This window comes from Taylorella asinigenitalis MCE3, from assembly GCF_000226625.1.
Lineage (GTDB): Bacteria > Pseudomonadota > Gammaproteobacteria > Burkholderiales > Burkholderiaceae_B > Taylorella > Taylorella asinigenitalis.
The window spans coordinates 1,567,080-1,590,844 of the sequence record NC_016043.1 but is presented as its reverse complement, the minus strand read 5'-3'; the positions used below and the strand labels follow the sequence as shown (position 1 = coordinate 1,590,844).

The following is a 23,765-nucleotide window of genomic DNA, read 5'->3' as shown; positions in this document are numbered from 1 at the left end:
GGTGCAATGGATTCATTAACACTACAAAATATATCATCAAATCTTGCTCCATTCGCTTTATACCTAGCGATTGGGGCAGTTTTGTTTTTTATTCTTTTTGTGTTCTTTATGGTGCGTAATGCATCGAAAGCCACACGGATGGCTGTTCTTGAGCATAAGGCTGAAGAGAGTGCACAAGATTTGCAGAATTTTAAAACCCAGGTCGATGATCTGAATATTCAACGAGATGAGTTGGCAGAAGCTCTGGCTGGGGTGAAATCTAAATACGAGATGCTTGAGGCTCAAGCTACTGATTTCAAAGCTCAGAGAGATCACATTCAACAAGCTCACGAAGAGCAACTCACACGTGCAAATGATCTAGAGAAGCAAGTGCTTGCATCGAAACTTGAGTCCCAAAATTTAAAAGAGAATCTAGCAAAAGAGAAGGCACAGGCGAATGAGCATTTGCAGTCCTTAAAGGAGCAGTTTACGGAGTCGCGTAAACAGCTTGCAACAGAATTTGAAAATTTATCAAATCGCTATCTAGATGAAAAATCGAAAAGTTTTTCTGAGAAAAGCGAGAAATCAATAGGGTCGTTATTGACACCATTTAGAGAGCAGATTGAAGCGTTTCAAAAGCGCGTAAACGATGTGCAAACTCAAAATACGGCTGAATTTGCTAGCCTAAAAACACAAATTGAGACAGTCAAAAGTCTTGGTATTCAGATGAGTACGGAAGCGAGCAATTTAGCGGCGGCTTTAAAAGGGAATAAAAAACTATTAGGCAACTGGGGTGAAATTCAGCTTGAGACACTTTTGCAAAATGCAGGTCTTGAGCGTGGCTTGCAGTATGAGACGCAGCAGAGAGCGACTAACGATGAAGGTTCTAAAGCGATACCTGATTTTCTAGTGCATCTTCCTGATGAGCGTTACATCGTTATAGATAGCAAGGTGTCGCTTAACTCTTATCAAGAGGCAGTTACAAGCGAAGATCCGCAGCAGACGCAATCGCATATCGATGCCCATGTGCGGGCCGTCTCTGAGCATATAAAATCTCTTTCGCAAAAGGATTACGCAAATCTGAATATTAAGGGCAACTCTATCGGATTTGTGTTTATGTTTATGCCTATAGAAGCTGCATACACACTTGTTCTGCAACAAAATCCTAAGTTATTTGTAGAGGCTTATAACAAGGGTGTTGTACTGGTGTCGCAGTCGACTTTATTGCCAACTTTGAAGACGGTTGCAAATATATGGAAGCTTGTTCAAAGCGATGAGCAGGCTCAGGAAATTGTTAAAAAAGCTTTTGATATATACAATCAGCTTGCGGTGTTTTGTGAACATTTCCATAAAGTTGGCAATGCCCTCTCGTCCGCCATCACAGGCTATAACAACGGTGTTACGAGTCTTATCGGCCAACAGGGTCTCTACAATAAGGTTGAGAAATTTAAGAACCTATCAACGAAGAATGCGAAGGCATTGCCACAATTAAAGACTATTGATACGGGCCCAGAAATTCGCAGACTAGAAATTTCGCTCGGATCTGACCACGAAAATTCAAAATTAACAACAAAATCATAACTTTAGGATTGAAAAATCTTTAAAAGTGTGTAAAATAATGAATTACCCAAAAAATTGGGTACTTATATATATCCCTTAACCAATCGTAGTTAGGGGCTTTGGAGAAAAAAATGACTAACAATGTGTCGAAAGATGTAGCGACTAAGGCTGCTCATCGTCTTGGCTTATTGGGTCGTAAGGTTGGCATGATGCGTATCTTCACAGATGAGGGTGAATCTATCCCTGTAACTGTGCTTGATGTATCGAACAACCGCGTGACTCAAGTTAAAAATGTTGAGACTGATGGATATGCCGCAGTTCAAGTAGCATATGGGACTCGTCGTGCTTCACGCGTAAATAAAGCACAGACTGGCCACTATGCAAAAGCTGGCGTTGAGGCTGGCTCAATCCTAAAAGAATTCCGTCTTGATCCCGCAAAAGCTGCAGAATTTACTGCTGGCTCTGTTGTGGCCGTCGATAGCGTTTTTGCTGTTGGACAAAAGGTGGATGTTCAAGGTACCACAATCGGTAAAGGTTTTGCTGGTACTATCAAGCGCCATAATTTTGGTGCTCAGCGCGCATCACACGGTAACTCTCGTTCTCACAGAGTGCCTGGTTCTATTGGCCAAGCTCAAGACCCTGGTCGTATCTTCCCAGGTAAACGCATGTCTGGCCATATGGGTGATGTGACTCGCACTGTTCAGAATTTAGATATCGTTCGCGTGGATGCGGAGCGTGGCCTTTTACTAGTTAAAGGCGCTGTTCCTGGCCATAAAAATTCCGATATCGTAGTTATGCCTGCAATCAAAATGGTAGCAAAAGGAGCTAAATAATGGATCTTAAGCTAATCAATGATCAAGGCCAGTCAAGCGAAACTATTTCCGCTTCTGATGCTATTTTCGGTCGCGAATTTAATGAAGCACTAATCCACCAAATCGTCGTTGCATATCAAGCTAATGCACGCGGCGGAAATCGTGCACAAAAGGATCGTTCAGAAGTTAAGCACACTACTAAAAAGCCATGGCGCCAAAAAGGTACTGGCCGTGCTCGTGCTGGTATGACTTCTTCTCCTTTGTGGCGTGGAGGTGGTCGCACATTCCCAAATTCTCCTGAAGAGAATTTTTCTCAAAAAATTAACAAGAAAATGTACCGTGTAGGTATTCGTTCTATATTCTCTCAATTAGCTCGCGAAGATCGCATTGCTGTAGTAGATTCATTTACATTTGATTCTCCTAAAACTAAGCAAGCTGCTACTAGATTGAAAGATATGGGACTTGATTCAGTACTAGTTATTACAGATTCCCTAGACGAGAATACATATCTTGCTACTCGTAACCTTCCGCATGTTGCTGTTGTAGAGCCTCGTTATGCAGATCCTCTATCTTTAGTTCACTACAAAAAAGTATTGATTACTAAAGCTGCAATTGCTCAGTTAGAGGAGATGTTTGCATGAGTACTACAAATACAAAACCACAAGCTTATCAGCAACGTCTAATGCAAGTAATTCTTGCTCCTGTAATTACAGAGAAGGCTACTTTTATTGCTGAATCTGGAGCTAAACCTCAAATCGCTCTTCGCGTAGCTTCTGATGCTACTAAATCTGAGATTAAAGATGCGGTTGAGTTATTGTTTAAAGTTGAAGTTGATTCAGTATCTGTACTAAATCGCAAAGGTAAACTTAAACGCACTGGTCGTTTTATGGGTCGTCGTCGCGATAACCGCATTGCCTATGTATCACTCAAAAAAGGTCAAGAATTTGACTTCGCGGAGGTAAACTAAGATGGCACTAGTTAAGATTAAACCTACATCGGCTGGTCGCCGTGGCATGATTAAAGTCGTGTCTCCTGACTTACATAAAGGTGCTCCTTATGCTCCTCTTCTTGAGCCTAAAAAACGCAGCTCAGGTCGTAATAATAACGGGCATATCACGGTACGTCATAGAGGTGGTGGTCATAAAGCTCACTATCGTGTAATCGACTTCCGTAGAAATAAAGATGGCATTCCAGCTAAAGTTGAACGTATCGAATACGATCCAAATCGTACGGCTCATATCGCTTTAGTTTGTTATGCAGACGGTGAACGTCGCTATATCCTAGCTCCTAATGGCCTTAAAGTGGGCGATAAAATCGAGTCAGGTAAAGAGACTCCAATCCGTGTCGGAAACACTATGTTGATTCGCAATATACCTGTTGGTACAACTGTTCATGCTATTGAACTTCAACCAGGTAAAGGAGCACAGATTGCTCGCTCAGCAGGTGCACAAGCGGTTCTTATGGCACGTGAAGGTGTTTATGCTCAATTACGTCTTCGCTCTGGTGAAGTTCGTTTGATTCATATCGATTGTCGTGCAACTATCGGCGAAATCGGTAATGGTGAGCACAGCCTTCGTCAAATCGGTAAAGCGGGTGCTATGCGTTGGCGCGGTATACGCCCTACAGTTCGCGGTGTTGCGATGAACCCTGTTGATCACCCACATGGTGGTGGTGAAGGTCGTACAGGTGAAGCTCGTGAACCAGTGAGCCCATGGGGTACACCAGCTAAAGGCTACAAAACTCGTAGTAATAAGCGTACCGATAACATGATTGTTTCGCGTCGTAAGCGTAAGTAATAAGGGAGTATTAAATGTCACGTTCAACTAAAAAAGGACCTTTCGTAGATGCTCACCTTATTAAGAAGGTTGAAGTAGCTATCGAAACTAAAGATAAAAAGCCAATTAAAACTTGGTCTCGTCGTTCAACTATATTGCCAGACTTTATCGGTCTAACGATTGCAGTTCACAATGGTCGTCAGCATGTTCCTGTTTATATTAACGAGAACATGGTTGGTCATAAACTTGGTGAATTCTCGCACACTCGTACCTTTAAAGGTCACGCAGCAGATAAAAAAGCTAAGAGGTAAGCCATGGAAGTTACAGCAATAGTACGTGGAGTACACATATCAGCTCAAAAAACTAGACTTGTTGCAGATTTAATCCGCGGCAAAAAAGTTGATCAAGCTTTGCATATCTTAAACTTCACTCAGAAAAAAGCAGCTGGCATCGTTAAGAAAGCACTTGAATCTGCTATCGCAAATGCCGAGCACAATAATGGTGCAGATATTGACGAACTTCGTGTTACTACGATTTACGTCGATAAAGCACAATCGATGAAGCGTTTCTCCGCACGCGCTAAAGGTCGCGGCAACCGCATTGAAAAGCAAACTTGCCATATCGTGGTTAAAGTTGGCAGTAAGGAGCAATAATGGGTCAAAAAGTACACCCAACCGGTTTCCGCCTTGCGGTTACTCGTAATTGGAACTCTCGTTGGTACGCAGAAGATAAAGACTTCGGCACTATGCTTGCACAAGATCTTCGTGTTCGCGAATATCTTAAACGTAAACTTAAGCAAGCTTCAGTAGGTCGTGTTCTTATTGAGCGTCCAGAGAAAAACGCACGCATCACTGTATTTACAGCTCGTCCAGGTGTAATTATCGGAAAAGGCGGAGATGATATCGATGCACTCAAATCTGATTTACAAAGAATTATGGGCGTTCCTGTTCATATCAATATTGAAGAGATTCGTAAACCTGAGGTTGATGCTCAATTAATCGCTGACTCAATCGCTCAGCAACTTGAAAAACGTATCATGTTCCGTAGAGCTATGAAACGCGCTATTCAAAATGCTATGCGTGCGGGTGCACAAGGTATCAAAGTTGCAGCTTCTGGCCGTTTAAATGGTATCGAAATTGCACGTACTGAATGGTATCGTGAAGGTCGTGTGCCTCTACATACTCTACGTGCGATGGTAGATTATGCTACTTCTGAAGCATTAACTACTTATGGTTTACTTGGTATTAAAGTTTGGGTCTACAAAGGTGATCTTCTACCTAACGGTGAAGCTCCTGTAGAGACAGTTTCTCGCGATGAAGAAAGACGTACACGTCGTCCTCGCGGTGAGCGTCAAGATCAACGTCGCCCTAGCGGTCGTGGTCGAGCTCGTAAAGCGTCTGGTGCCCAAGCAGAAAACTCACAAGCACAAGCTCAAGGTGAAGGCTCTCAAGCTGCAGCTAAAAAAGCTGAGCCTCAAGCAGAAGCTAAAGGAGAATAATAAATGTTATCACCAGCTCGTAGAAAATATCGTAAAGAGCAAAAAGGCCGTAACACTGGCCTTGCTACACGCGGCACAAACGTAAACTTCGGTGATTTTGGTCTTAAAGCAACTGGTCGTGGTCGCCTTACTGCTCGTCAAATCGAGGCGGCTCGTCGTGCTATGACTCGTCACATTAAACGTGGTGGACGTATTTGGATTCGTATTTTCCCAGATAAACCAATCTCACAAAAACCAGCAGAGGTTCGTATGGGTAACGGTAAAGGTAACCCAGAGTATTGGGTAGCTGAAATCCAACCAGGTAAAGTTCTGTATGAAATGGATGGCGTAAGCGAAGAGCTAGCTAGAGAGGCATTCCGTTTAGCTGCGGCTAAATTGCCAATCTCGACTACATTCGTTACTCGTCATTTATCTTAAGGAGTACTCATGAAAGCAAGTGAACTACGTTCGAAAGATGTAGCTGAATTACAAAAAGAGCTTGATGAGCTTCTTAAGGCACAATTCAGCCTACGTATGCAACGTGCGACTCAGCAATTAACAAACACAAGCCAAATCGGTAAAGTGCGTCGTGATATTGCACGTGTTCGTACATTATTAACTGAAAAGGCAGGTAAATAGACATGACAGAACAAAACCAAACTCAAGGTCAGTCTACTGATGCTTCTTCAGTAGATACACCTAAAAAACTTCAACGTACCCTAGTAGGTAAAGTTGTTAGTAATAAAATGGATAAAACTGTGGTTGTTCAAGTTGAACGCCGCATTAAACATCCACTTTACGGTAAGATCATTATCCGTACTAATAAATATAAAGCCCACGACGAAAATAATGAGTATAACGAGGGAGATACAGTAGAGATTGCTGAAGGTCGCCCTATCTCTAAACATAAATCGTGGAGAGTAGTGAAATTAGTTGAAGCGGCACGCGTAATTTAATTTCTATTCTTTTTGCTTTTAATAAGCCCCAAATTCGTAAGAGTTTGGGGTTTTTTATGTCTATACAAGGCGCAAATTTAGCAACGATTTTTGTATACTCTCTAGGAAAGCTCGTAACAAGTAGATACTAACCTAGGAGCTTCCATCGGAGCAGGATATGCTTGGGAGTAACATGTAGTTACAAACAATCCGTCCCCACTCAAAATACCCCCGAAATATCGGGGGTATTTGTATATATAGATTAGTACATTAGTCATTTATTTGTAGTGTTATAGATACAAATAATTAAATTAGTTAATTAGATTTTGATTTTAAGTACAAAATTTACAAATTTCTTACGTTTTGTTTCATATACTTATGCTTTATTTTGTAATTAAGTGGGGTTGTATATGAATAAAGTGTTCAAATCTATCTACAGTGAGGTCCTTGGTGCATGGGTTGCTGTATCAGAATGTGCTAAATCAAATGGAAAAAAATCTAAATCTCTCTTGGCTTGTGCATTGGCAATATCTCCGCTTTTCATGTGGGGGGGGGTAGCCAACTCACAAAACTTAGATGCTAACGGCAATTATATAACGCAGGCAAGTAACACAATCACTGATCCTACTGAGTCACTTATTATTGGCGATGAAAATACTGTAACTGAACCTGTGGATTCAGTAGTATTAGGAAATAAAAATAAAGTTCTAAACTCGAACTCAGGTAGTGCAATAGAAAAAGTTTATGTTCAAGGTTTAGACAACAAAGTTTTTAATAATAATTCAATTCTCACGGGTATTAAGTCCCAAATTGGCTATAGTGATGAAGCATGGAATTCAAAAAGAGCCCGTCAAAAAACTAATGTTAAAGGGCATACTCAAATGTATGTGAATGGACCTTCAAAGGATCTGGCTTTAAATACATTGCAGCTAACCAATGAAAAAAATTATGATTATTCTAAATTCACAATAGGTCGTTCAATAGTATTTGGAGAAAGTTCTGTAGCTATGGGTTCTGACTTAATCTCAATGGGTACAGACAATGAAGTAATTGGATGGAAAGCTATAGCTTCAGGTTATAAGAATACTGTCTATGGTATATCTACAGTAGGCATAGGTGATAAAAATATTGTTAGTGGTGATAGTTCAATTGGAATAGGTACAGATAACATTAATTCTCATCCAAATGTTGTTTCGATAGGTACAAGTAATGTAGTACAAGGCATAGGTTCAGTTTCAATTGGTTCTGGAAATATATTTAACTTATTACAAAGCGGCAGTATTACAAACTATGCCAAAAAAACTGGCAGTATAGGTATAGGTATAAGTAATTACATAGATGGAATTGATTCAGTTGTAGTTGGTACTAATAATAAATCTATGTATATTGGTTCTACTGTTATTGGGTATAAGAACTTTAATAGACTAGGTTTTTCAGTAATCCATGGATATAACAACATTGCTCCTGATTCAGCTATAGCTATCGGTAGAAGTAACCTATCAAGCGGTTCATCTAACAGTATGCTCGTAGGTACAGATAACTTTATCATGAGTTTGAATCCAATTTTTGAAAATGAAATAAAGGATATTCTCTCTGAGTTCGACGGTTATTCAAATGTACCACCTGATTATTCATTACCTCCCAGTTTGAACGGCGAAACTCATAAACATGGATTAATTACTGCAGAAACATTTAAAAATAAACTAAAAAACCTTACTGTGGATGGTAATGAAATTAAAATTCAACCTGAGACTTATGACCAAACAAGCAACGTTAATTCTCAAGCTGGTAATTCACTAGCTTTCGGATCCAGTAATATTATTTTGGGTAATCATTCTATTTCAATTGGTCTTTACAATCTAGTTAGAAATTATGATTCTGTTGCTTTGGGTAGAGCAAATTTGGTCTTAGGAGATTCTTCCCAGGTTGTAGGTAGAGGCAACAAATCCATGGGGGAGAACTCATCTGTCTTTGGTGCTTACAATACTTCTGAGGGTTTACACTCCTCTGTGCTCGGATTACAGAATGTTCTTTTAAAAGGTAAAGGGAAAAATCCGTATGAAATGGGTGTAGCTATTGGTGTTGCAAATCTTGTGAATGGCACTTACTCAATTGGTATGGGTTCTTATAATGTTGTACAAGGTTCAGGAAATGTCGTTATTGGTTACGAGAACTATGCTGCCCCTGCAACAGGTATCCCAGATGAAAATCCTTTTAAAGTAGCCAGTCGCGTAATTTCTATTGGTTATAAATCAATGGCTCCAAATCACTGGGCAACTGCTATTGGAGATTCTGCTTTTGCAAACCACAGCTCCGTTGCTCTTGGTAAGTTTTCGGTAGCTTATGGAACTGGTTCACATTCATTGGGTGAAAAATCGAGTGCTGTAGGGTATTATTCAATGGCTATAGGATCTAATAACTATGCTGGTGCTCTACTTGAAGATGAACAGATATTTTCTTTCTCAGCCTCTGTTGGTGATGGGAATAAAGCTAAGAAATTTGAAAGGGAATTATGGTTTAAAAAGAATAAATTACCTCAAGGTCAAAAAATAAAAGATAACGAAATAACTGATAGGGAAAGTGCATTCGGTTATTTTGGGTTAGATTATAGTAATCTTCAAGCCATAGCAAAAATAGAGAAGCAGAAAACAAATAAATATGATTCCCTAGGTAAAAATATGGTTGCTTTGGGTAATTACAACTGGGCTTTTGGCGACTACTCTGTAGCATCAGGCTATTTGAATATGGCTCTAGGAGAAGATAGTGTATCTGTTGGTCAACGCAACTTTACATTTAAAACAAAAAGTGTAGCCTTTGGGTCTTCTAATAAATCTTCTGGAAAATATTCCACTGCGGTAGGTTCCCATAATTATGTGGGTTATCACAATCCAACGAAGGAGCAGTTTGAAGGAAAATTTGGTGATTATGGTACTGCAGTTGGTTATGGTAATATTGTTATAGGAGAAAATGCATCAGCCTTTGGTAGAAATAATAATGCTTTAGGTTTACATTCGGTTGCTATAGGTTCAGAATCCATTGCCTCATATGAAAGAGCGGCCGCAGCTGGATTTAATACAATAGCGTCTGGTTTGTATTCATCCGCATATGGTGACACCGCAAATGCATTCGGAGAAAGTTCTCTCGCTTTGGGAAGAGGTAATAAATCATTTTATGCTCAAAGCTTCTCCTTAGGAGATGCAAATAAAGTATCAGGCAGATACGCAGGTTCATTTGGTGCATTTAATAATGTATCAGCGCCAAGTTCTTATGCTGTTGGCAATGACAACGCCGTCAAATCTCATTCTTCAGGTGCATTTGGCCATGATATTTCTATTGGAGAAAACGCAAATAGAACTTTTGTTTTGGGGCGAGCAATAGAAGTAAATCATGCTAACAGTGTAATTTTAGGTAATAAATCATCAAGTAAGGAAGCTAAAGCCGTAAGTTCAGCAAAAATTGGAACATTAAGCGTGCAAGGTTTTGCTGGGGTAGGTGATTCAAAATATGGTGTGGTTTCCGTCGGTTCAGATGTAAGTACTGATACTATTAGCGAAAAAGTAAGAAGAGCGATTATTCAAAAGGATATTATTCAAAATCATCTAGCTAAAAATAAGGCCTACTCAGAATTACTTACTGATACTAAAACTGAACTTGCCGAAGTTGAACAAATCAAAAAACAGAAAGATCCAGATTATGTTATTAAAGAAGTAACTGATGAAATGGCTAAGGATTATTTGTCAAAAGACGGAATATTTGAGCCAGTAGCATTGCCACCAGATTTGGCATCTCTTGATGTAACCAAATTGGATGAAATTATTGCTAACGGTCATCCAGACTATAAGGTAGGACCGAGACAAATTGTTAACGTAGCTGCAGGGGAAATTAGTGCGACAAGTACAGATGCTATCAATGGCTCTCAACTTTATAAGGTTGCAGAGGCACTAAGTAATGAAATTCCTGATATAGACTCTAAAAATCTTGCTAAAAAAACAGATGGATACGAAATATCGGGTAATTCAGGAAATCATAAGGCAGAGTTAAACTCAGAGCTTAATTTTGAGGGCGAAGGGAATATCACCACAAAAGTGACGCAGGTAAATGGAAAAACCATAATTAAAATTTCGTACACTGGAACAACCCCAAATCCTGGCGAAACTACAGATATTAAAGTAGGTGCAAACAAACCTGCTGAGGAAGGCAGTGCTAACCCTGTTGAAGGCGTGAAAGATCTCGATATAGTGGGTGCTTTGACCAATAGCAATGAAGACCCTTCTAAATTTGATGGTGGCCGCAATATTCAAACCACTGTCAAAAAGGACGCAGATTCAGTCAAAACAACCGTCACAGTAGCTATGAAAAATGAGCTCGAGCTTACTTCTGTGACGGCTAAATCGAAAGATGATAAGAATAAAACTACTCTCGAAGCAGACGGTATCGCATTCACACCTAAAGCAGATCAGCAAGATGCGAAACCCACTAAGCTTGCATTAAAAGAAGAAGGCGAAGCAGCCCTCGGCTCGACCGATGCTAAACGTCGCTTGACGGTAAATACAGGCAAGGATGGAGAGGGCGAGAGCATTGCCACTCTGAACGATGGGCTGGCGGTCCAAGGTGATGGCGATCAAAAAATAAACAAAAAACTAAACAGCACACTGAAAATCACGGGTGGTCAGACTGATGCGAATAAGGTTTCGAAAGAAGCGAATATTGGTGTTATGGTCGAAGGAGATGCTCTTGCTGTACGCATATCCAAAGATCTGAAAGGCCTCTCTTCAGCAGAATTCTCATCAGAAGCTGCTGACGGTAAGCCTGCGACCACCACAAAAATCGATGGCAATGGCGTCGATATATCTTCATCTGACACAGCCGTCTCACTTAACGCAACAGGCCTTCACATCAAAGACGGCCCAAGCGTAACTAAAGACGGAATCGATGCAGGTGGCCGTGTTATATCAAATGTCGCTGCAGGCGTAAAACCTACGGATGCCGTAAACGTAAGCCAGCTTACAAAAGCGAGCAATCAATTAAGAGGAGAGATTGAAAAACGTTATCAAGATGCGAATGCTGGCACAGCCTCAGCCATGGCTGTAGGTACTCTTCCTCAAGCATATAAGCCTGGCCAAAGCGTAATGGGCGTCTCAGGCAGTACTTATGAGGGACATACCGCATTTGCTATTGGTTTATCTACGGTGACGAAGAGTGGCAAATGGATCTTAAAAGGCAATGTGTCAGGAAATGGTCGAGGTAACCTAGGAGCTTCCATCGGAGCAGGATATGCTTGGGAGTAACATGTAGTTACAAACAATCCGTCCCCACTCAAAATACCCCCGAAATATCGGGGGTATTTGTATATACAATTAGCGAATTTTAGAGGGTTTTGTAGATATTTTGGGACATATATACGCAATTTTAAAGTGAAAAGACTAAAGCTGTTACAAATACTTTATATATTACGATTTGATTCATATACTTAATTATTAATTCAAAAATAAGGTGGGTATATGAACAAAATATTCAAAACCATTTATAACGAAGTTTTAGGTGCGTGGGTTGCGGTTTCAGAATTTGCTAAACCTAATGGAAAAAAATCTAAATCACTATTAGCTAGTGCTGTGGCAATGTCCTCGCTGTTCACGTGGGGGGGGGTAGCAGTGGCAGATGATACTGCTCCAAAAGTTGATGTATATCATCTTGCAAAGGATCTTGTTCAAGATGACAATGGCAATATTATAGGTAGTCAAAGCCAAGTTTCTGGTGGTTATTTAAATTTTGCTCTGATAAATGGATCAGTTGTTGGATATGAAGGTGATATAAATCCTGAAGGTAATGTGTCAATAGGGGCTCAATCTTTTGTAAAAGGGGGTACAGATAGTTTTGCAATAGGTTCTCATGCCCAAGTTCATAATGGTCCTGGCACTGATGGTTTTGGCAATTATGCCATAGGTGCGGGTGCTCAAGTTGCTGCTTTAAAAAAAGATGGTAATCCACAAAGTTCTATTGCAATAGGTTCATTTGCAAAAGTTTATGGACGAGAATCTCAGTCCATAGGGTATGAAGCACAGGTTTATGGTAATAAGAGTGTTGCAATAGGTCATGGAGCTGATGTTCAAGCAGATATGGCTTACGCATTTGGATATCAATCTCACGCTTTCGGTAAATACAGTATGTCTTTTGGAGCAACTTCTATAGCTAAAAAAGAACAAAGTATTGTATTGGGTGTGGGCTCTGAAGCATCAGATATAGGTTCAATGGTAATTGGAAATTTCGCATATGCTAGAGGTCCTTATTCATCAGCGTTTGGCACAAATGCACAGGCTAACACTGGTCGATCAGTGGCGGTAGGAACCCTCAACTATGCTGGTCTTTATAGTGACAGTGGAGATATTAAAGACGCAATTCGAAATATGCCCAATTTTGGATTGTTTGGTACTGAAGATGACCCTCTAGGAGTCGAGGAGTTTAATAAATTTGTAAAAGAAGTTGTTGATGCAAATTCAGATCAAAAACTGGGGCACAGCTCAGCTATAGGTGTAGAAAACGTGGCATTATATCAAACTGACGTTGCGATGGGGTTTAGAAACTATGCTGTTGGACTTAATTCTGTAGCTATGGGTAGAGATAATATTGCTCAATCTAAAGGGGCTTTAGTTTTTGGTTATTCCAATAGACTAAAAGCCGAGAAATCTATTGTTCTTGGAAGCAATATTACTGCAGAACAAACCAACAGTGTTTACCTTGGCGACCTATCCGCATCAGATGGTTGGCAAACTCCTGTAGCCCCTGCACCATTAACAATAAATGGAAAAACTTATTCCTGGGCCGCAGCATCAAAAGAACCTACTGCAACGACTGGCACTACAGGCTCAAACCGCCAAGCAGCTAATTCTTATGGTATCGTAACAGTAGGCTCAGTTGGCAATGAGCGTCAAATCCAACACGTAGCAGCTGGCCGTGTTTCAAATGATAGTACAGATGCAATAAACGGCTCACAACTTAACTACTATGTTAAGAAACTAGAGCAGGACATCGGAAAAGCAGGGACTGGAGGTTCAGGTACAGTTCCAGAATATGACTTCATAGGCGAAAAAGGAATCTCAGTCGAGAAAAAAGTTATAGAAGGAAAAACCACAATCACCATCTCATACACTGGAACAGGCACCACACCTGGCGAAACTACAGAAATTAAAGTAGGTGCAAACAACCCTGCTGAGAAAGGCGGTGCTAACCCTGTTGTAGGCGTGAAAGATCTCGATATAGTGGGTGCTTTGACCAATAGCAATGAAGACCCATCTAAATTTGATGGTGGCCGCAATATCCAAACCACAGTTAAAAAGGACGCAGATACAGGCAAAACAACCGTCACAGTGGCACTTAAAAACGACTTAGAGTCTAATACTCTTACAGTGGGCGGAGACGGTCAAAACAAAAAACCTAAAGCTGACGGCAAAATTAACGTAGTCGATAAAAAAGGAAATACAACAGTAAAAATCACAAGTGGCTCCGAAGCAGAAGGAACCAACTCTGCAGTAGCCCCTTCAGTAAAAGTAAGCTCAGTTGATGGCCAAAACCTAACATCACTCGAAGCTACAGGATTAACAATCTCAGCTCCAGCAACGCCAGGAACAACAGCCCCAGCCGTCTCACTTAACGCAACAGGCCTTCACATCAAAGACGGCCCAAGCGTTACTAAAGACGGTATCGATGCAGGTGGCCGTGTTATATCTAATGTCTCTGCAGGCGTAAAACCTACGGATGCTGTTAACGTAAGTCAGCTCAATAAAACACGCAATGATCTTATCAACAGGATGGATGCGAATCATGAGCAAGCCCTAGGCTCCGCTGCTATGGCTATGGCTATGGCCAATCTCCCTCATGCTATCCGCCCTGGCGACAAAACAGTGTCAGTCGCAGGTAGTACTGTCCACGGCAAGGCGGCTTTCGCTGTAGGCATCTCGAGTTCGTCCCTTACAGGCAAGTGGCAGCTGCGTGGCTCTGTTTCTGGCTCTGATAATGGAGATATCGGTGCCGGCATAGGTGCGGGCTATACATGGCGTTAGCCTAATTACAAGGGGCATTTGTTGCATTGATGGCAATGCCCCCGCCCACTAATTCTCATACAAAAATCTCACCCCCCGAGTCATTGATTCGGGGGTTTTTGTATATACAAAAAGATACAAAGTAGTAAACAAAATTTTTGCGTATGTTTCAATCGATATCAATTGACCTTATAATTTTAAGAATTTGCAAATTTTGTAACTGAGAGAAGAATATGAATAAAATTTTTAAAACTGTTTATAACGAAGTTATAGGAAGCTGGGTGGCAGTTTCTGAAATAACTAAAACAGGCGGAAAAAAATCTAAATCCTCTAAAACAGCACTTGCTGCACTAACTTTAGGAATGATTTCAGTGTGGGGCGGGGTGGCTAGTGGACAGACTTCTCCCGATCATCAACCTGGTATTACTCTAAATTCACAGGAATTAACGCTCCCAAATATTTGGGTAGAGACAGAAGATGGGGATGGGTCAATAGCCGAAAACGATGCACTAGGTTCTACTTCAAATAATACAGTTTTTGGTGTTAGTAATACCGTAGATATACAGAACTCAGTTATTTATGGTGTTGGAAACAAAATTCATAAAGATACTGACATACCAGATGTGTTTCATGGCCCTGCTCATCTCTATCTGATGGGTAATGGTAACGATATATCTCAATCAGATAATAGTGTTATCGGGAACTTTAACCAACTTATTGGAGACTTAAATAATACAGCTCAAGTCCCCTTTCGAGGTTTCAACATGGTATACGGGGATTCCAATAAACTAGCAACTCAGAGATTCAGTTTAGTATTTGGAAATAGCAACCAAATTTATGGAGCAGATAATTCACGAATATACGGAAATAACAATATCTTGGATATCAGACGTAACTCTTCAAGAGGATTTACACCAGATAATCACGCATATACTTATTACGATGAGTTAAATGTATATGGTGGAAATAATTATACTAATTTGAGTGAAACTGAAATATTTGGCTCTAGTAACTATGTGGGATCTGCAAACAATACCACTAAAGTCGAAGAGTTTCCATTGTTAGGTAGAGAATTTAATAAAGTTATTACTAAACTTAAAGAGACTGAAGAGAAAATAAAGTTAGTTTTCCCACAATATACTGCCTCAGCTGCCAATGGTTCATTTGTTTTTGGTTCGAAAAATATTTTAGTTTCAAGCTCTGGAAATGTTTTGACTGGTACAGACAACACTGTATATGGAACCTCAAAAAATAATGTATACGGTTCTAATAATTTAGTCTTCTCGAAAGGCTATGCTTCTATTTTTGGTGTAGGTAATAAATATCAAGGTGGTAAAAATTGGAGTCATAAATCTCAACTTTTTGGAGAAGATAACACCGTAGCAGGATATTACAATACTGTTTTTGGTTCGGATAACGTTATAAATGAAGACGTTAAAACTATTTTTAACACAAATTTAGCAGGTAACCCGCAGGGAGGAAACGTAAGTAGATTTAAGTCTTTCAGTGAGTATGAATCTAACAACAATGTTGTAATAGGTAAATCAAACTATTCTAGAGGGTCAACTAACTCAATCATAGGCCAAAATAATGCCATAGGTTATATCAGCAATCCAGTAGGCGGGACCCCTCAATTTGAATCCATAGTTAAACAAAAACTTCCAAGTTATAAATATGTAAATATATTGGGTAAGCAAAACTTAGTAAATGCCAATTATTCAAACAGTATAGGTTCACAAAACAATATCAACGGGGATTATTCTCTGTCTATTGGTAATAACAATACCATCACTAATTCGGAAGCAATTGCCATAGGTAATAAAAATCTGTCTTCTGGTGAAAAATCAATCTCAATTGGTAAAGAAGCTAAAGCTACAGGAGCCTATACAGTTGCTATCGGTTTTCAAAGTGAAGCAAAATTTCAAACAGCTTCAGCACTGGGTTATTTAAGTGATGCCAGGACATTAGATTCTGTCGCTATTGGATTTGATGCTACTTCATCAGGTACTAGGGGAGTTACCTTAGGTGCGTATACAGTTGCAGGCACAGATTCAGCAACTGCTGTCGGTCCTTATGCAAAAGCCTGGGGACCTGCATCTAGTTCATTTGGAACATATGCATTCTCCCGAGGTTATCATTCAGTCGCTATCGGATCTCGAGCTAACACATTTGGAAATGCTGCAATTGCCTTAGGTCATAATTCTAAAGCTGTTGATACTAATGCTACTGCTATCGGTCACGGTGCAAAAGCCTTAGTATGGAACTCAACTGCTGTCGGGGATATAGCTGAAGCTTGGGGTGAAAGCTCTTTAGCTTTGGGTAGGAACAGCAAGTCATTTGTTGCACATGCATTCTCCGCAGGTGATGCAAATGCAGTCGATGGTAGATATGGTGGAGCATTTGGCTATGCGAACAAAATTTATAACCATGCTTCTTTTGGTTTTGGGAGTGTGAATAAAGTTCATTCATTTAGTTCCATGTCTCTTGGTACAAATAATGAAATCACAGCTCAAGCTGACAGAACATTCGTATTGGGCCGACATATTACAGCTAATCATAAAAATAGCGTTATATTAGGAAATAGATCCTCGAGTAAAGAAGCTTCATCTGTGACTGGTGCTTCTATTGACGGTATTGCAGTGACTGGATTCATAGCTGGAAATGCAGAATATGGCGTCGTTTCAGTCGGATCTGCAGTTGGTACTGAGATTTTTAACTCGGATAGCTTATTAAAAAGTGCTAATTCTGTAAGCGATAAATACAAAAACCAGAAAAACTTAGTTGAGTATTACTCTAAAGTTACTCAAAAGCAACAGGAACTTATTCAATCAAAATTAGCTGCTGAAGAAGATGCCACAGATGAAAGAAAAAATGAAATTATACGTTCTGTTTCAAGGGAAGATGCTATTAATGCCTTAAGAGATGCTGGAATTGAAGAACCAGAATGGATTGCGAAATTAACTGCAGAAGAACTTGCAGCAGTTCGAAACATTGGCCCACGCCAAATCGTAAATGTAGCTGCTGGTGCGGTTAGTGCCAATAGTACTGATGCTATCAATGGTTCGCAATTATTTGCGGTAGCCGACACAATCATAAAAGAAGGTGTTGATATTAACGGCAATTCAGGTACAGCACAAACCATAAAAATTGGTCAAACCATAAACGTAAAAGGTAAAACAGCTTTAACAGATAATTTGACTGATGAAGGCGAGAATATTGCCACAAAAGTTGACGCTAACGGAATTTTAATTAGGCTTAAAAAACAACTTACAAATCTTCAAAGCCTAACTTTAGTGGGTAACAATAAATTTGATGTCAACGGTTTGACTCTCAGCGGGGGCGTTAAAGTTTTAAAAACAGGTATCAACGCCGGCAATAAGAAAATCACTGGTGTTGCTACACCTGAAGCCGACGGTGATGCAGTGAATCTCGCATATTTGAATGATACAGTCGATGAATTAACTAACGGCGGTTTTAAATATGAGGGAAATACTGGTGGGGAAAAAACTGTAAAACTTGGTGGCAAGATTTCAATTAAGGGTACTGCTGCTTGGGATAGTACTGATCAAGGTGCAAATATCTCTACATATTCAGCAACTGATGGTCAGCTTTTGATAGGTCTATCCAAAGTTCTTACAGGACTTACATCAGCTCAGTTCGGTGATACAACTATTAATGGATCTGGTGTCACAATTACTGGTGGTCCTTCATTGACCAAAGATGGCGGGCTGAATGCAAATAACAAACCAATCACCAATATTAAACCAGCTTCTGATAAATCGCCTGTAAATGATGCGGCGAACGTTGGTTATGTACAAGCTGAAATTGATGAACTTAAGGCTCTTGGATATAAACTTTCTGATGGGACCAATACTAGTGATGCTATTGCATTAGGGAAAACCTTGTCCTTCACAGGTGATGATAATATCACAACAACTGCTTCTAACGATGGTGTTGCATTTGCCCTAAAGAAAACGCTAACAGGTCTTACATCTATTGCTATTGAAAATGGTCCTACGTTAAATGCAGATGGCTTGGCGTTTCCAAACTCTGGTCCATCTTTTGGTCCAAATGGTCTTACAGTAGATACTGTTGTTATTAATAATGATGGCATTAATGCTGGCGGAAAGAAAATCACTGGTGTAGCTGACCCATCAGAAGACACAGATGCTGCAAACAAACAATATGTTGATAAGGAAGTAGGAGAATTAGGAGATAAAGCTCTAACATTTGGTTCTAATATTGCTGACGCTTCTGGGACTAAAACAATAAAACTTAAAGATGGGGGCACTTTAAATATTAAAGGTGCTGATTCAAACACTGATAAAAGTAAATTTGATGACGCAAATATAATGACTTGGCTTGATGGGGATACTATGCGAATCGGCTTGAATAAAGAATTGAAATTGGATTCACTCAAGGCTCAAGACCCTAATAATCCAAACAAAACTGCTGAAGTTAAACCTGATTCGATCGTGTTTAATGGTGTAGACGGAAAAAATGGGGAAGACGGTAAAGTAGTAATAAAAGTCAAAACTGATGAACCCAAAGATATTAATGACGCTCCTATCGATCGCATCACCGTAAACGATAATCCTCTCGCAACGCTATTAGACGGATTTAAATTCTCGGGTAATGACGGCAAGAACATTGCCATCACATTGAATAAAGTGATAACTATCCAAGGGGCTGATTTGAACTCCACATGGGCTCAGTTTGATAGCGGCAACAATGTTATGACTAAAGCCGAGAAAGACGGGGACAATATTAAGTATACGGTCGCACTTAAAAAATCACCTGAATTCGAATCGCTAACACTAACTGGAACTCCTGCGGATGCAGATGCTGGTACAGATGCGAAACCTGGCAAACTCACAATCCAAGATGGCAAAATGATGGATAAGATAGTAGCTTCAGTTAGCGAAAATGAAGATACTAAAGGCGATCCACGTATTATTTTGAATGGCCGCGAAAATGATGAAATCGCGAAGCTTGGTGCGGACGAGCATGGTCACGGAGATTTCCGCTTAAACGACAAGAATGGAGATAGAAGAGTAGTTTTAGGCGTAAATGAGATTTCAACTGACCCTGCGAACCCAGATGCTCCTAAGAAAACAGCTGGTGAACTTAAGATAAAAAATGCAGAGAATGCAAACGTAATCACAGCTTCAGTGGATGCTGAGGGTGATGGGCATATTAAAGTCACTAATGGTGATACATCTAAATACTCAGAAATTGAGCACGACGGTTTCGCTATTAATGATGGTGTGGGCACATCAAAACTTGGTACGAAGAAAGATGGTACTGGAGGTGTTGAAAACCCTGAAACTAAAAAACGCCGCTTAACTCATACTGTTAGTGGACCAGGTGTTGACACACCAGTTGTCGAAGAAGTAGCTACTCTTGAAGATGGATTGATTTTTAAAGACAACACCACAAATGGTAAGGCTGCTGTTAAGCTTAATAATTCAGTGAGAATCGCAGGGGCAGCTGGTAACAATAAATGGGAAGACTTCGATGGTGGTGAAAATATTATGACCAAAATCGAAGATGGTCCAGGTGGAGAGAAAATCATACGCATTGCCATGAAAAAAGATCTCAAACTTACAAATGGCGAATTCGGTGGCCCTAACGAAGATGGCACAGATGGAGAAGACGGTAATATTACCGTGACCTCTGGCGATGGTGATTCTACAGTTGAAATTAAACCAGACGTAATCATTTTTAAAGGTGTAGATGGAAAACCTGGAGAGAATGGTCAACCTGGTGAAAAAGGTGATGCTGGTATTACTATGACACTAAATGGTAAACCAGGCGTTGATGGAGAAGATGGCATTACTCGCATTATCCTTACCGATAAAGATGGCAATGAAGTCGATCAAGGTGCCACTTTGAAAGATGGCTTCTTATTCGGTGCAAATGCTGGTGATGGTGATCCAGAAAAAAATCCTGTAGCTAATACTCTAAATTCTCGAGTTAATATTTCAGGCCATAAAGATAACACCAAATGGGATGAGTTTGACGAGGGGTCTAATATTATGACCAAGGTAACTCAAGACCCAGATACCAAAGAAACTACGATTACAGTGGCTATGAAAAAAGATTTGGCACTTGATAATCTAACTATCGGAAAAGATGGCAAGGACGGCCAACCTGGAAAAGACGGTAAGGTTGAAATCATTAACAAAGATGGCGAGAAAACTATCGTAATCAACGCAGCTAAAGATCCAGAGGATCCAAATTCTAAAGGACCTGAAATCGCCGTCAAGGATCCTTCAAATGGCGATGGCTCTAAACTTACCCCAGGCGGCCTTGAAATCACGAAGAAACCTGAAGGATCAGACGACCCTTCGACTTCTTTAATTTCAGTTGAGCCTAAGGGTGAGCCAGGACTTGGTGATGAACCTGACAGCACTAAACCGAGAATTACCTTAACTACGGGCAAGGGCGAGAATGCCGTAAAAGAGAGCATTGCCACCCTAAACGATGGGCTCGGATTTAAAGGCGACGGCGATAAGGTCATAAATAAAAAGCTTAATAATACACTTGATATCGTGGGGGGCGAGAAGGATGAAACTAAACTTTCGACCACTAAAGATAAGAATATCGGTGTAATAGTTGAGGAGCAGGGCGAAGGAAGCGATAAGAAACAGGTCCTTGCAGTGCGTCTTGCGAAGAATCTGAAAGGTCTGCAATCGGCCGAATTCAAGCCTCTCGATAAAGATGGCAATGATTCAGGCAAATCCATCAATATCGATAGTAACGGTGTGACTGTTGCTAAAGGGGATGATAAAGCGACTTTCGACGAGAGAGGGCTTAAAGTAGGCGAGAATGGTCCGCAGTTCACGAAAGATGGCATCAGTGCAGCTGGACTCATAATTAATGATGTTGCACCAGGCGTTAAGCCTACGGATGCTGCCCAATTCGGCCAAGTAAGCGATATGCTTGCTGCTACTAAGAGAGAGCTTAAAGGCGATATCGAAAAGCGTTATCAGGACGCATCAGCTGGCACAGCTAGTGCTATAGCCGTTGCGAGCCTACCGCAAGCTTACGAGCCTGGCCAAAGCGTCGTCGGAATAGCAGGCGGCACTCACGAAGGCCACACAGCTTTATCTGTTGGTGTATCATCTGTATCCGATAACGGTAAATGGATCCTCAAAGGCAATGTCACTGGCAATGGCCGTGGTCAAATCAGTGCCGGCGTTGGAGCAGGATACGCTTGGAAGTAGCGAGGTATATTCATCTGATGCGATGCACATAGATTCTTATATCTAAGCCCTATACCCCTAGTCAAAGACTGGGGGTTTTTTGTTTTTATAACTGAGTGATTTGTAGGGGTAATGAATTAAAATTATAGAAAATAAATCTGAGTTTGAAATGCGATGAATAGTGTAGCTGAATCTATAACGAGAGATATTGAATATTATTGTAAGGAAAAAGAAAATCAACACTTTGAAAGGAAAAGTGCTCGTACAGAACCAAAAGAAATTCTCAGAGCAATAGTAGCTTTTGCAAATGCCGAAGGCGGTCATATAGTGATTGGTATTGAAGATGATGGAGAAATAACTGGTTTCAAGCAAAATAAATCAAAAAACATAGAATCATACAAGAATATCAGTTTGACGGAACTCAGAGACACTCCATTCAAAGTGGAGTATGTTGAAAAAAATATAAAAAATTCTAAAGATGAAGATGATAGGATTTTGATTGTTATTGTTCCCCCATCACCTAAAAGAATTATTAAAATGAACGATGGAACAGTATATTTAAGGCAATTAAGCAATTCAGTAAAACTCAATCATGAACAAATAACTCAACTAGAGTACGATAAGGGACAAAGATTTTTTGAAGAAGAAATCGTTTCTTCGGCTACTTTAGATGATTTAGATTTAAGCATTGTAGAAGAATTCAAAATAAAGCTTGGAGCGTTACAAGCATCAAATGAAGATATATTAGAAGCTCGCAATTTGCTGGTAAAGGGCAATATAACTACATCTGCATTATTGTTGTTTGGAAAAAATCCCAGCAAATATCTACCACAGGCTAGAGTAAAGATAATAAAGTATGAAGGCAATACTGCAAAAGTTGGATCTGAAATAAATATAGTTAAAGAAGTTACATTTGACGATTGTATACCCAAAATAATTGATAAATGTGCAAATTATATAAGAACACAACTTAGAGAGTTTCAGTATTTGGATCTTGATGGTAAGTTTAAAAAAATGCCAGAATATCCTGAATTTGCCTGGTTTGAAGGTATGGTAAATGCTCTAACTCATAGAGACTATTCTATTAGAGGGGATTACATAAAAATTAAAATTTTTGATGACTCTCTTGAGATTATTAGCCCAGGAACCTTTCCAAGCTATGTAACAAAAGACAATCTTCTAAATACTCGATATTCTAGGAATCCAACAATAGCAAGAATTTTGTCTGAATTTGGGTGGGTAAAAGAAATAAATGAAGGGGTTAAGAGAATCTATAGTGAGATGGAAAATTTATTCTTAAAAGCTCCAATCTATAAAGAAGAAAATTTTTCTGTACATCTGAAATTGGAAAATAACCTATTGAATAGAAGATTTAGGTTTGACGATAAACTTAAAGGAATTTTTACTAAGGAAGTTGTCGATGATTTATCAAGTCATGAAAAATTTATACTTCATTACATGTTCAATACTTCCTCAACACTTAACACTAAAAAAGGTTCGGATTTGTTGAATAGAGGAACTACTTACACTTTAAAAATTCTTAAAGGTTTGGAGAAACGGGGTTTTCTTAAGTGGGAGGGTTCATCTAAAAATGATAAAAGTCAGCACTACAGACTTAACTTTTAAAAAAATATACTTATTTCTATTTATACATAATGTCTGCGTGAACAAAATGGGTCAAGTGTGAACATAATTGCCAATGTGTGAACATAGAGGTTTGGCTATAAGGAAAATCCTAACTAAAATTTAAAATCAGAATAAGCAAAATCGTAAATTTGATTATATAAATCAATAGCTTAAATATTTTGCGTGAACAAAATGGGACAAGTGTGAACATAATTGCCAATGTGTGAACATAGAGGTTTGGCTATTAGGAAAATCCTAACTAAAATTTAAAATCAGAATAAGCAAAATCTTAAATTTGATTTTATAAATCAATAGCTTAAATATATTGCGTGAACAAAATGGGTCAAGTGTGAACAT

At 39.7% G+C, this 23,765-nt stretch carries 15 protein-coding genes; all 15 read left to right on the top strand.

Going from position 1 to position 23,765, the window contains the following annotated elements; all coding sequences use genetic code 11:
• The first annotated feature begins 6 nt into the window (after positions 1-6).
• The 15 genes from TASI_RS07490 (at position 7) to TASI_RS07420 (ending at position 23,408) form a co-directional block, all read left to right on the top strand.
• The gene (locus tag TASI_RS07490; RefSeq protein WP_014112161.1) at positions 7-1,560 is read left to right on the top strand and encodes a DNA recombination protein RmuC; all 1,554 of its coding nucleotides are present in this window, start codon (positions 7-9) and stop codon (positions 1,558-1,560) included.
• Positions 1,561-1,670: 110 nt separating this feature from the next.
• Complete coding sequence (gene rplC, locus TASI_RS07485; protein ID WP_014112160.1) at positions 1,671-2,372, top strand: 50S ribosomal protein L3; 702 nt, start codon at positions 1,671-1,673, stop codon at positions 2,370-2,372.
• A complete protein-coding gene (gene rplD, locus TASI_RS07480) occupies positions 2,372-2,992 on the top strand; it encodes a 50S ribosomal protein L4 (protein ID WP_014112159.1) in 621 nt (206 codons plus the stop codon). The genes rplC and rplD overlap by 1 nt, the downstream gene beginning before the upstream one ends.
• Positions 2,989-3,318 (top strand): 50S ribosomal protein L23, encoded by a 330-nt coding sequence (gene rplW, locus TASI_RS07475; RefSeq protein ID WP_014112158.1) that lies wholly within the window; start codon positions 2,989-2,991, stop codon positions 3,316-3,318. The genes rplD and rplW overlap by 4 nt, the downstream gene beginning before the upstream one ends.
• 1 nt (position 3,319) lies before the next feature.
• Positions 3,320-4,147, top strand: coding sequence for a 50S ribosomal protein L2 (gene rplB / locus TASI_RS07470; protein ID WP_014112157.1), 828 nt, complete (start codon positions 3,320-3,322; stop codon positions 4,145-4,147).
• Between the two features lie 14 nt (positions 4,148-4,161).
• Positions 4,162-4,437, top strand: coding sequence for a 30S ribosomal protein S19 (gene rpsS, locus TASI_RS07465; RefSeq protein WP_014112156.1), 276 nt, complete (start codon positions 4,162-4,164; stop codon positions 4,435-4,437).
• A 3-nt stretch (positions 4,438-4,440) separates the two neighbouring features.
• Positions 4,441-4,779, top strand: coding sequence for a 50S ribosomal protein L22 (gene rplV, locus TASI_RS07460; RefSeq protein WP_014112155.1), 339 nt, complete (start codon positions 4,441-4,443; stop codon positions 4,777-4,779).
• Entirely contained in the window at positions 4,779-5,624 is an 846-nt protein-coding gene (gene rpsC, locus TASI_RS07455; protein WP_014112154.1) for a 30S ribosomal protein S3, read from the top strand. The genes rplV and rpsC overlap by 1 nt, the downstream gene beginning before the upstream one ends.
• A gap of 3 nt (positions 5,625-5,627) precedes the next feature.
• Positions 5,628-6,041 (top strand): 50S ribosomal protein L16, encoded by a 414-nt coding sequence (gene rplP, locus TASI_RS07450; protein ID WP_013521741.1) that lies wholly within the window; start codon positions 5,628-5,630, stop codon positions 6,039-6,041.
• 9 nt (positions 6,042-6,050) lie between these two features.
• The gene (gene rpmC, locus TASI_RS07445) at positions 6,051-6,242 is read left to right on the top strand and encodes a 50S ribosomal protein L29 (protein ID WP_014112153.1); all 192 of its coding nucleotides are present in this window, start codon (positions 6,051-6,053) and stop codon (positions 6,240-6,242) included.
• Between the two features lie 2 nt (positions 6,243-6,244).
• Positions 6,245-6,559 (top strand): 30S ribosomal protein S17, encoded by a 315-nt coding sequence (rpsQ, locus tag TASI_RS07440; RefSeq protein WP_014112152.1) that lies wholly within the window; start codon positions 6,245-6,247, stop codon positions 6,557-6,559.
• Positions 6,560-6,948: 389 nt separating this feature from the next.
• A complete protein-coding gene (locus TASI_RS07435; RefSeq protein ID WP_014112151.1) occupies positions 6,949-11,826 on the top strand; it encodes an ESPR-type extended signal peptide-containing protein in 4,878 nt (1,625 codons plus the stop codon).
• A 213-nt stretch (positions 11,827-12,039) separates the two neighbouring features.
• Positions 12,040-14,595 (top strand): ESPR-type extended signal peptide-containing protein, encoded by a 2,556-nt coding sequence (locus TASI_RS07430; protein WP_014112150.1) that lies wholly within the window; start codon positions 12,040-12,042, stop codon positions 14,593-14,595.
• Positions 14,596-14,807: 212 nt separating this feature from the next.
• The gene (locus TASI_RS07425; protein WP_014112149.1) at positions 14,808-21,803 is read left to right on the top strand and encodes an ESPR-type extended signal peptide-containing protein; all 6,996 of its coding nucleotides are present in this window, start codon (positions 14,808-14,810) and stop codon (positions 21,801-21,803) included.
• A 153-nt stretch (positions 21,804-21,956) separates the two neighbouring features.
• The gene (locus TASI_RS07420; RefSeq protein ID WP_014112148.1) at positions 21,957-23,408 is read left to right on the top strand and encodes an RNA-binding domain-containing protein; all 1,452 of its coding nucleotides are present in this window, start codon (positions 21,957-21,959) and stop codon (positions 23,406-23,408) included.
• Positions 23,409-23,765: the final 357 nt, after the last annotated feature.

Excerpts from the sequence above, each read along its gene's own strand:
- TASI_RS07425 (WP_014112149.1), top strand. The coding sequence starts at position 14,808 with ATGAATAAAATTTTTAAAACTGTTTATAACGAAGTTATAGGAAGCTGG.
- rpsS (WP_014112156.1), top strand. The coding sequence starts at position 4,162 with ATGTCACGTTCAACTAAAAAAGGACCTTTCGTAGATGCTCACCTTATT.
- rpsC (WP_014112154.1), top strand. The coding sequence starts at position 4,779 with ATGGGTCAAAAAGTACACCCAACCGGTTTCCGCCTTGCGGTTACTCGT.
- TASI_RS07430 (WP_014112150.1), top strand. The coding sequence starts at position 12,040 with ATGAACAAAATATTCAAAACCATTTATAACGAAGTTTTAGGTGCGTGG.
- rpsQ (WP_014112152.1), top strand. The coding sequence starts at position 6,245 with ATGACAGAACAAAACCAAACTCAAGGTCAGTCTACTGATGCTTCTTCA.
- TASI_RS07490 (WP_014112161.1), top strand. The coding sequence starts at position 7 with ATGGATTCATTAACACTACAAAATATATCATCAAATCTTGCTCCATTC.
- rplW (WP_014112158.1), top strand. The coding sequence starts at position 2,989 with ATGAGTACTACAAATACAAAACCACAAGCTTATCAGCAACGTCTAATG.
- rpmC (WP_014112153.1), top strand. The coding sequence starts at position 6,051 with ATGAAAGCAAGTGAACTACGTTCGAAAGATGTAGCTGAATTACAAAAA.
- TASI_RS07435 (WP_014112151.1), top strand. The coding sequence starts at position 6,949 with ATGAATAAAGTGTTCAAATCTATCTACAGTGAGGTCCTTGGTGCATGG.
- rplP (WP_013521741.1), top strand. The coding sequence starts at position 5,628 with ATGTTATCACCAGCTCGTAGAAAATATCGTAAAGAGCAAAAAGGCCGT.
- rplB (WP_014112157.1), top strand. The coding sequence starts at position 3,320 with ATGGCACTAGTTAAGATTAAACCTACATCGGCTGGTCGCCGTGGCATG.
- rplV (WP_014112155.1), top strand. The coding sequence starts at position 4,441 with ATGGAAGTTACAGCAATAGTACGTGGAGTACACATATCAGCTCAAAAA.
- rplD (WP_014112159.1), top strand. The coding sequence starts at position 2,372 with ATGGATCTTAAGCTAATCAATGATCAAGGCCAGTCAAGCGAAACTATT.
- TASI_RS07420 (WP_014112148.1), top strand. The coding sequence starts at position 21,957 with ATGAATAGTGTAGCTGAATCTATAACGAGAGATATTGAATATTATTGT.
- rplC (WP_014112160.1), top strand. The coding sequence starts at position 1,671 with ATGACTAACAATGTGTCGAAAGATGTAGCGACTAAGGCTGCTCATCGT.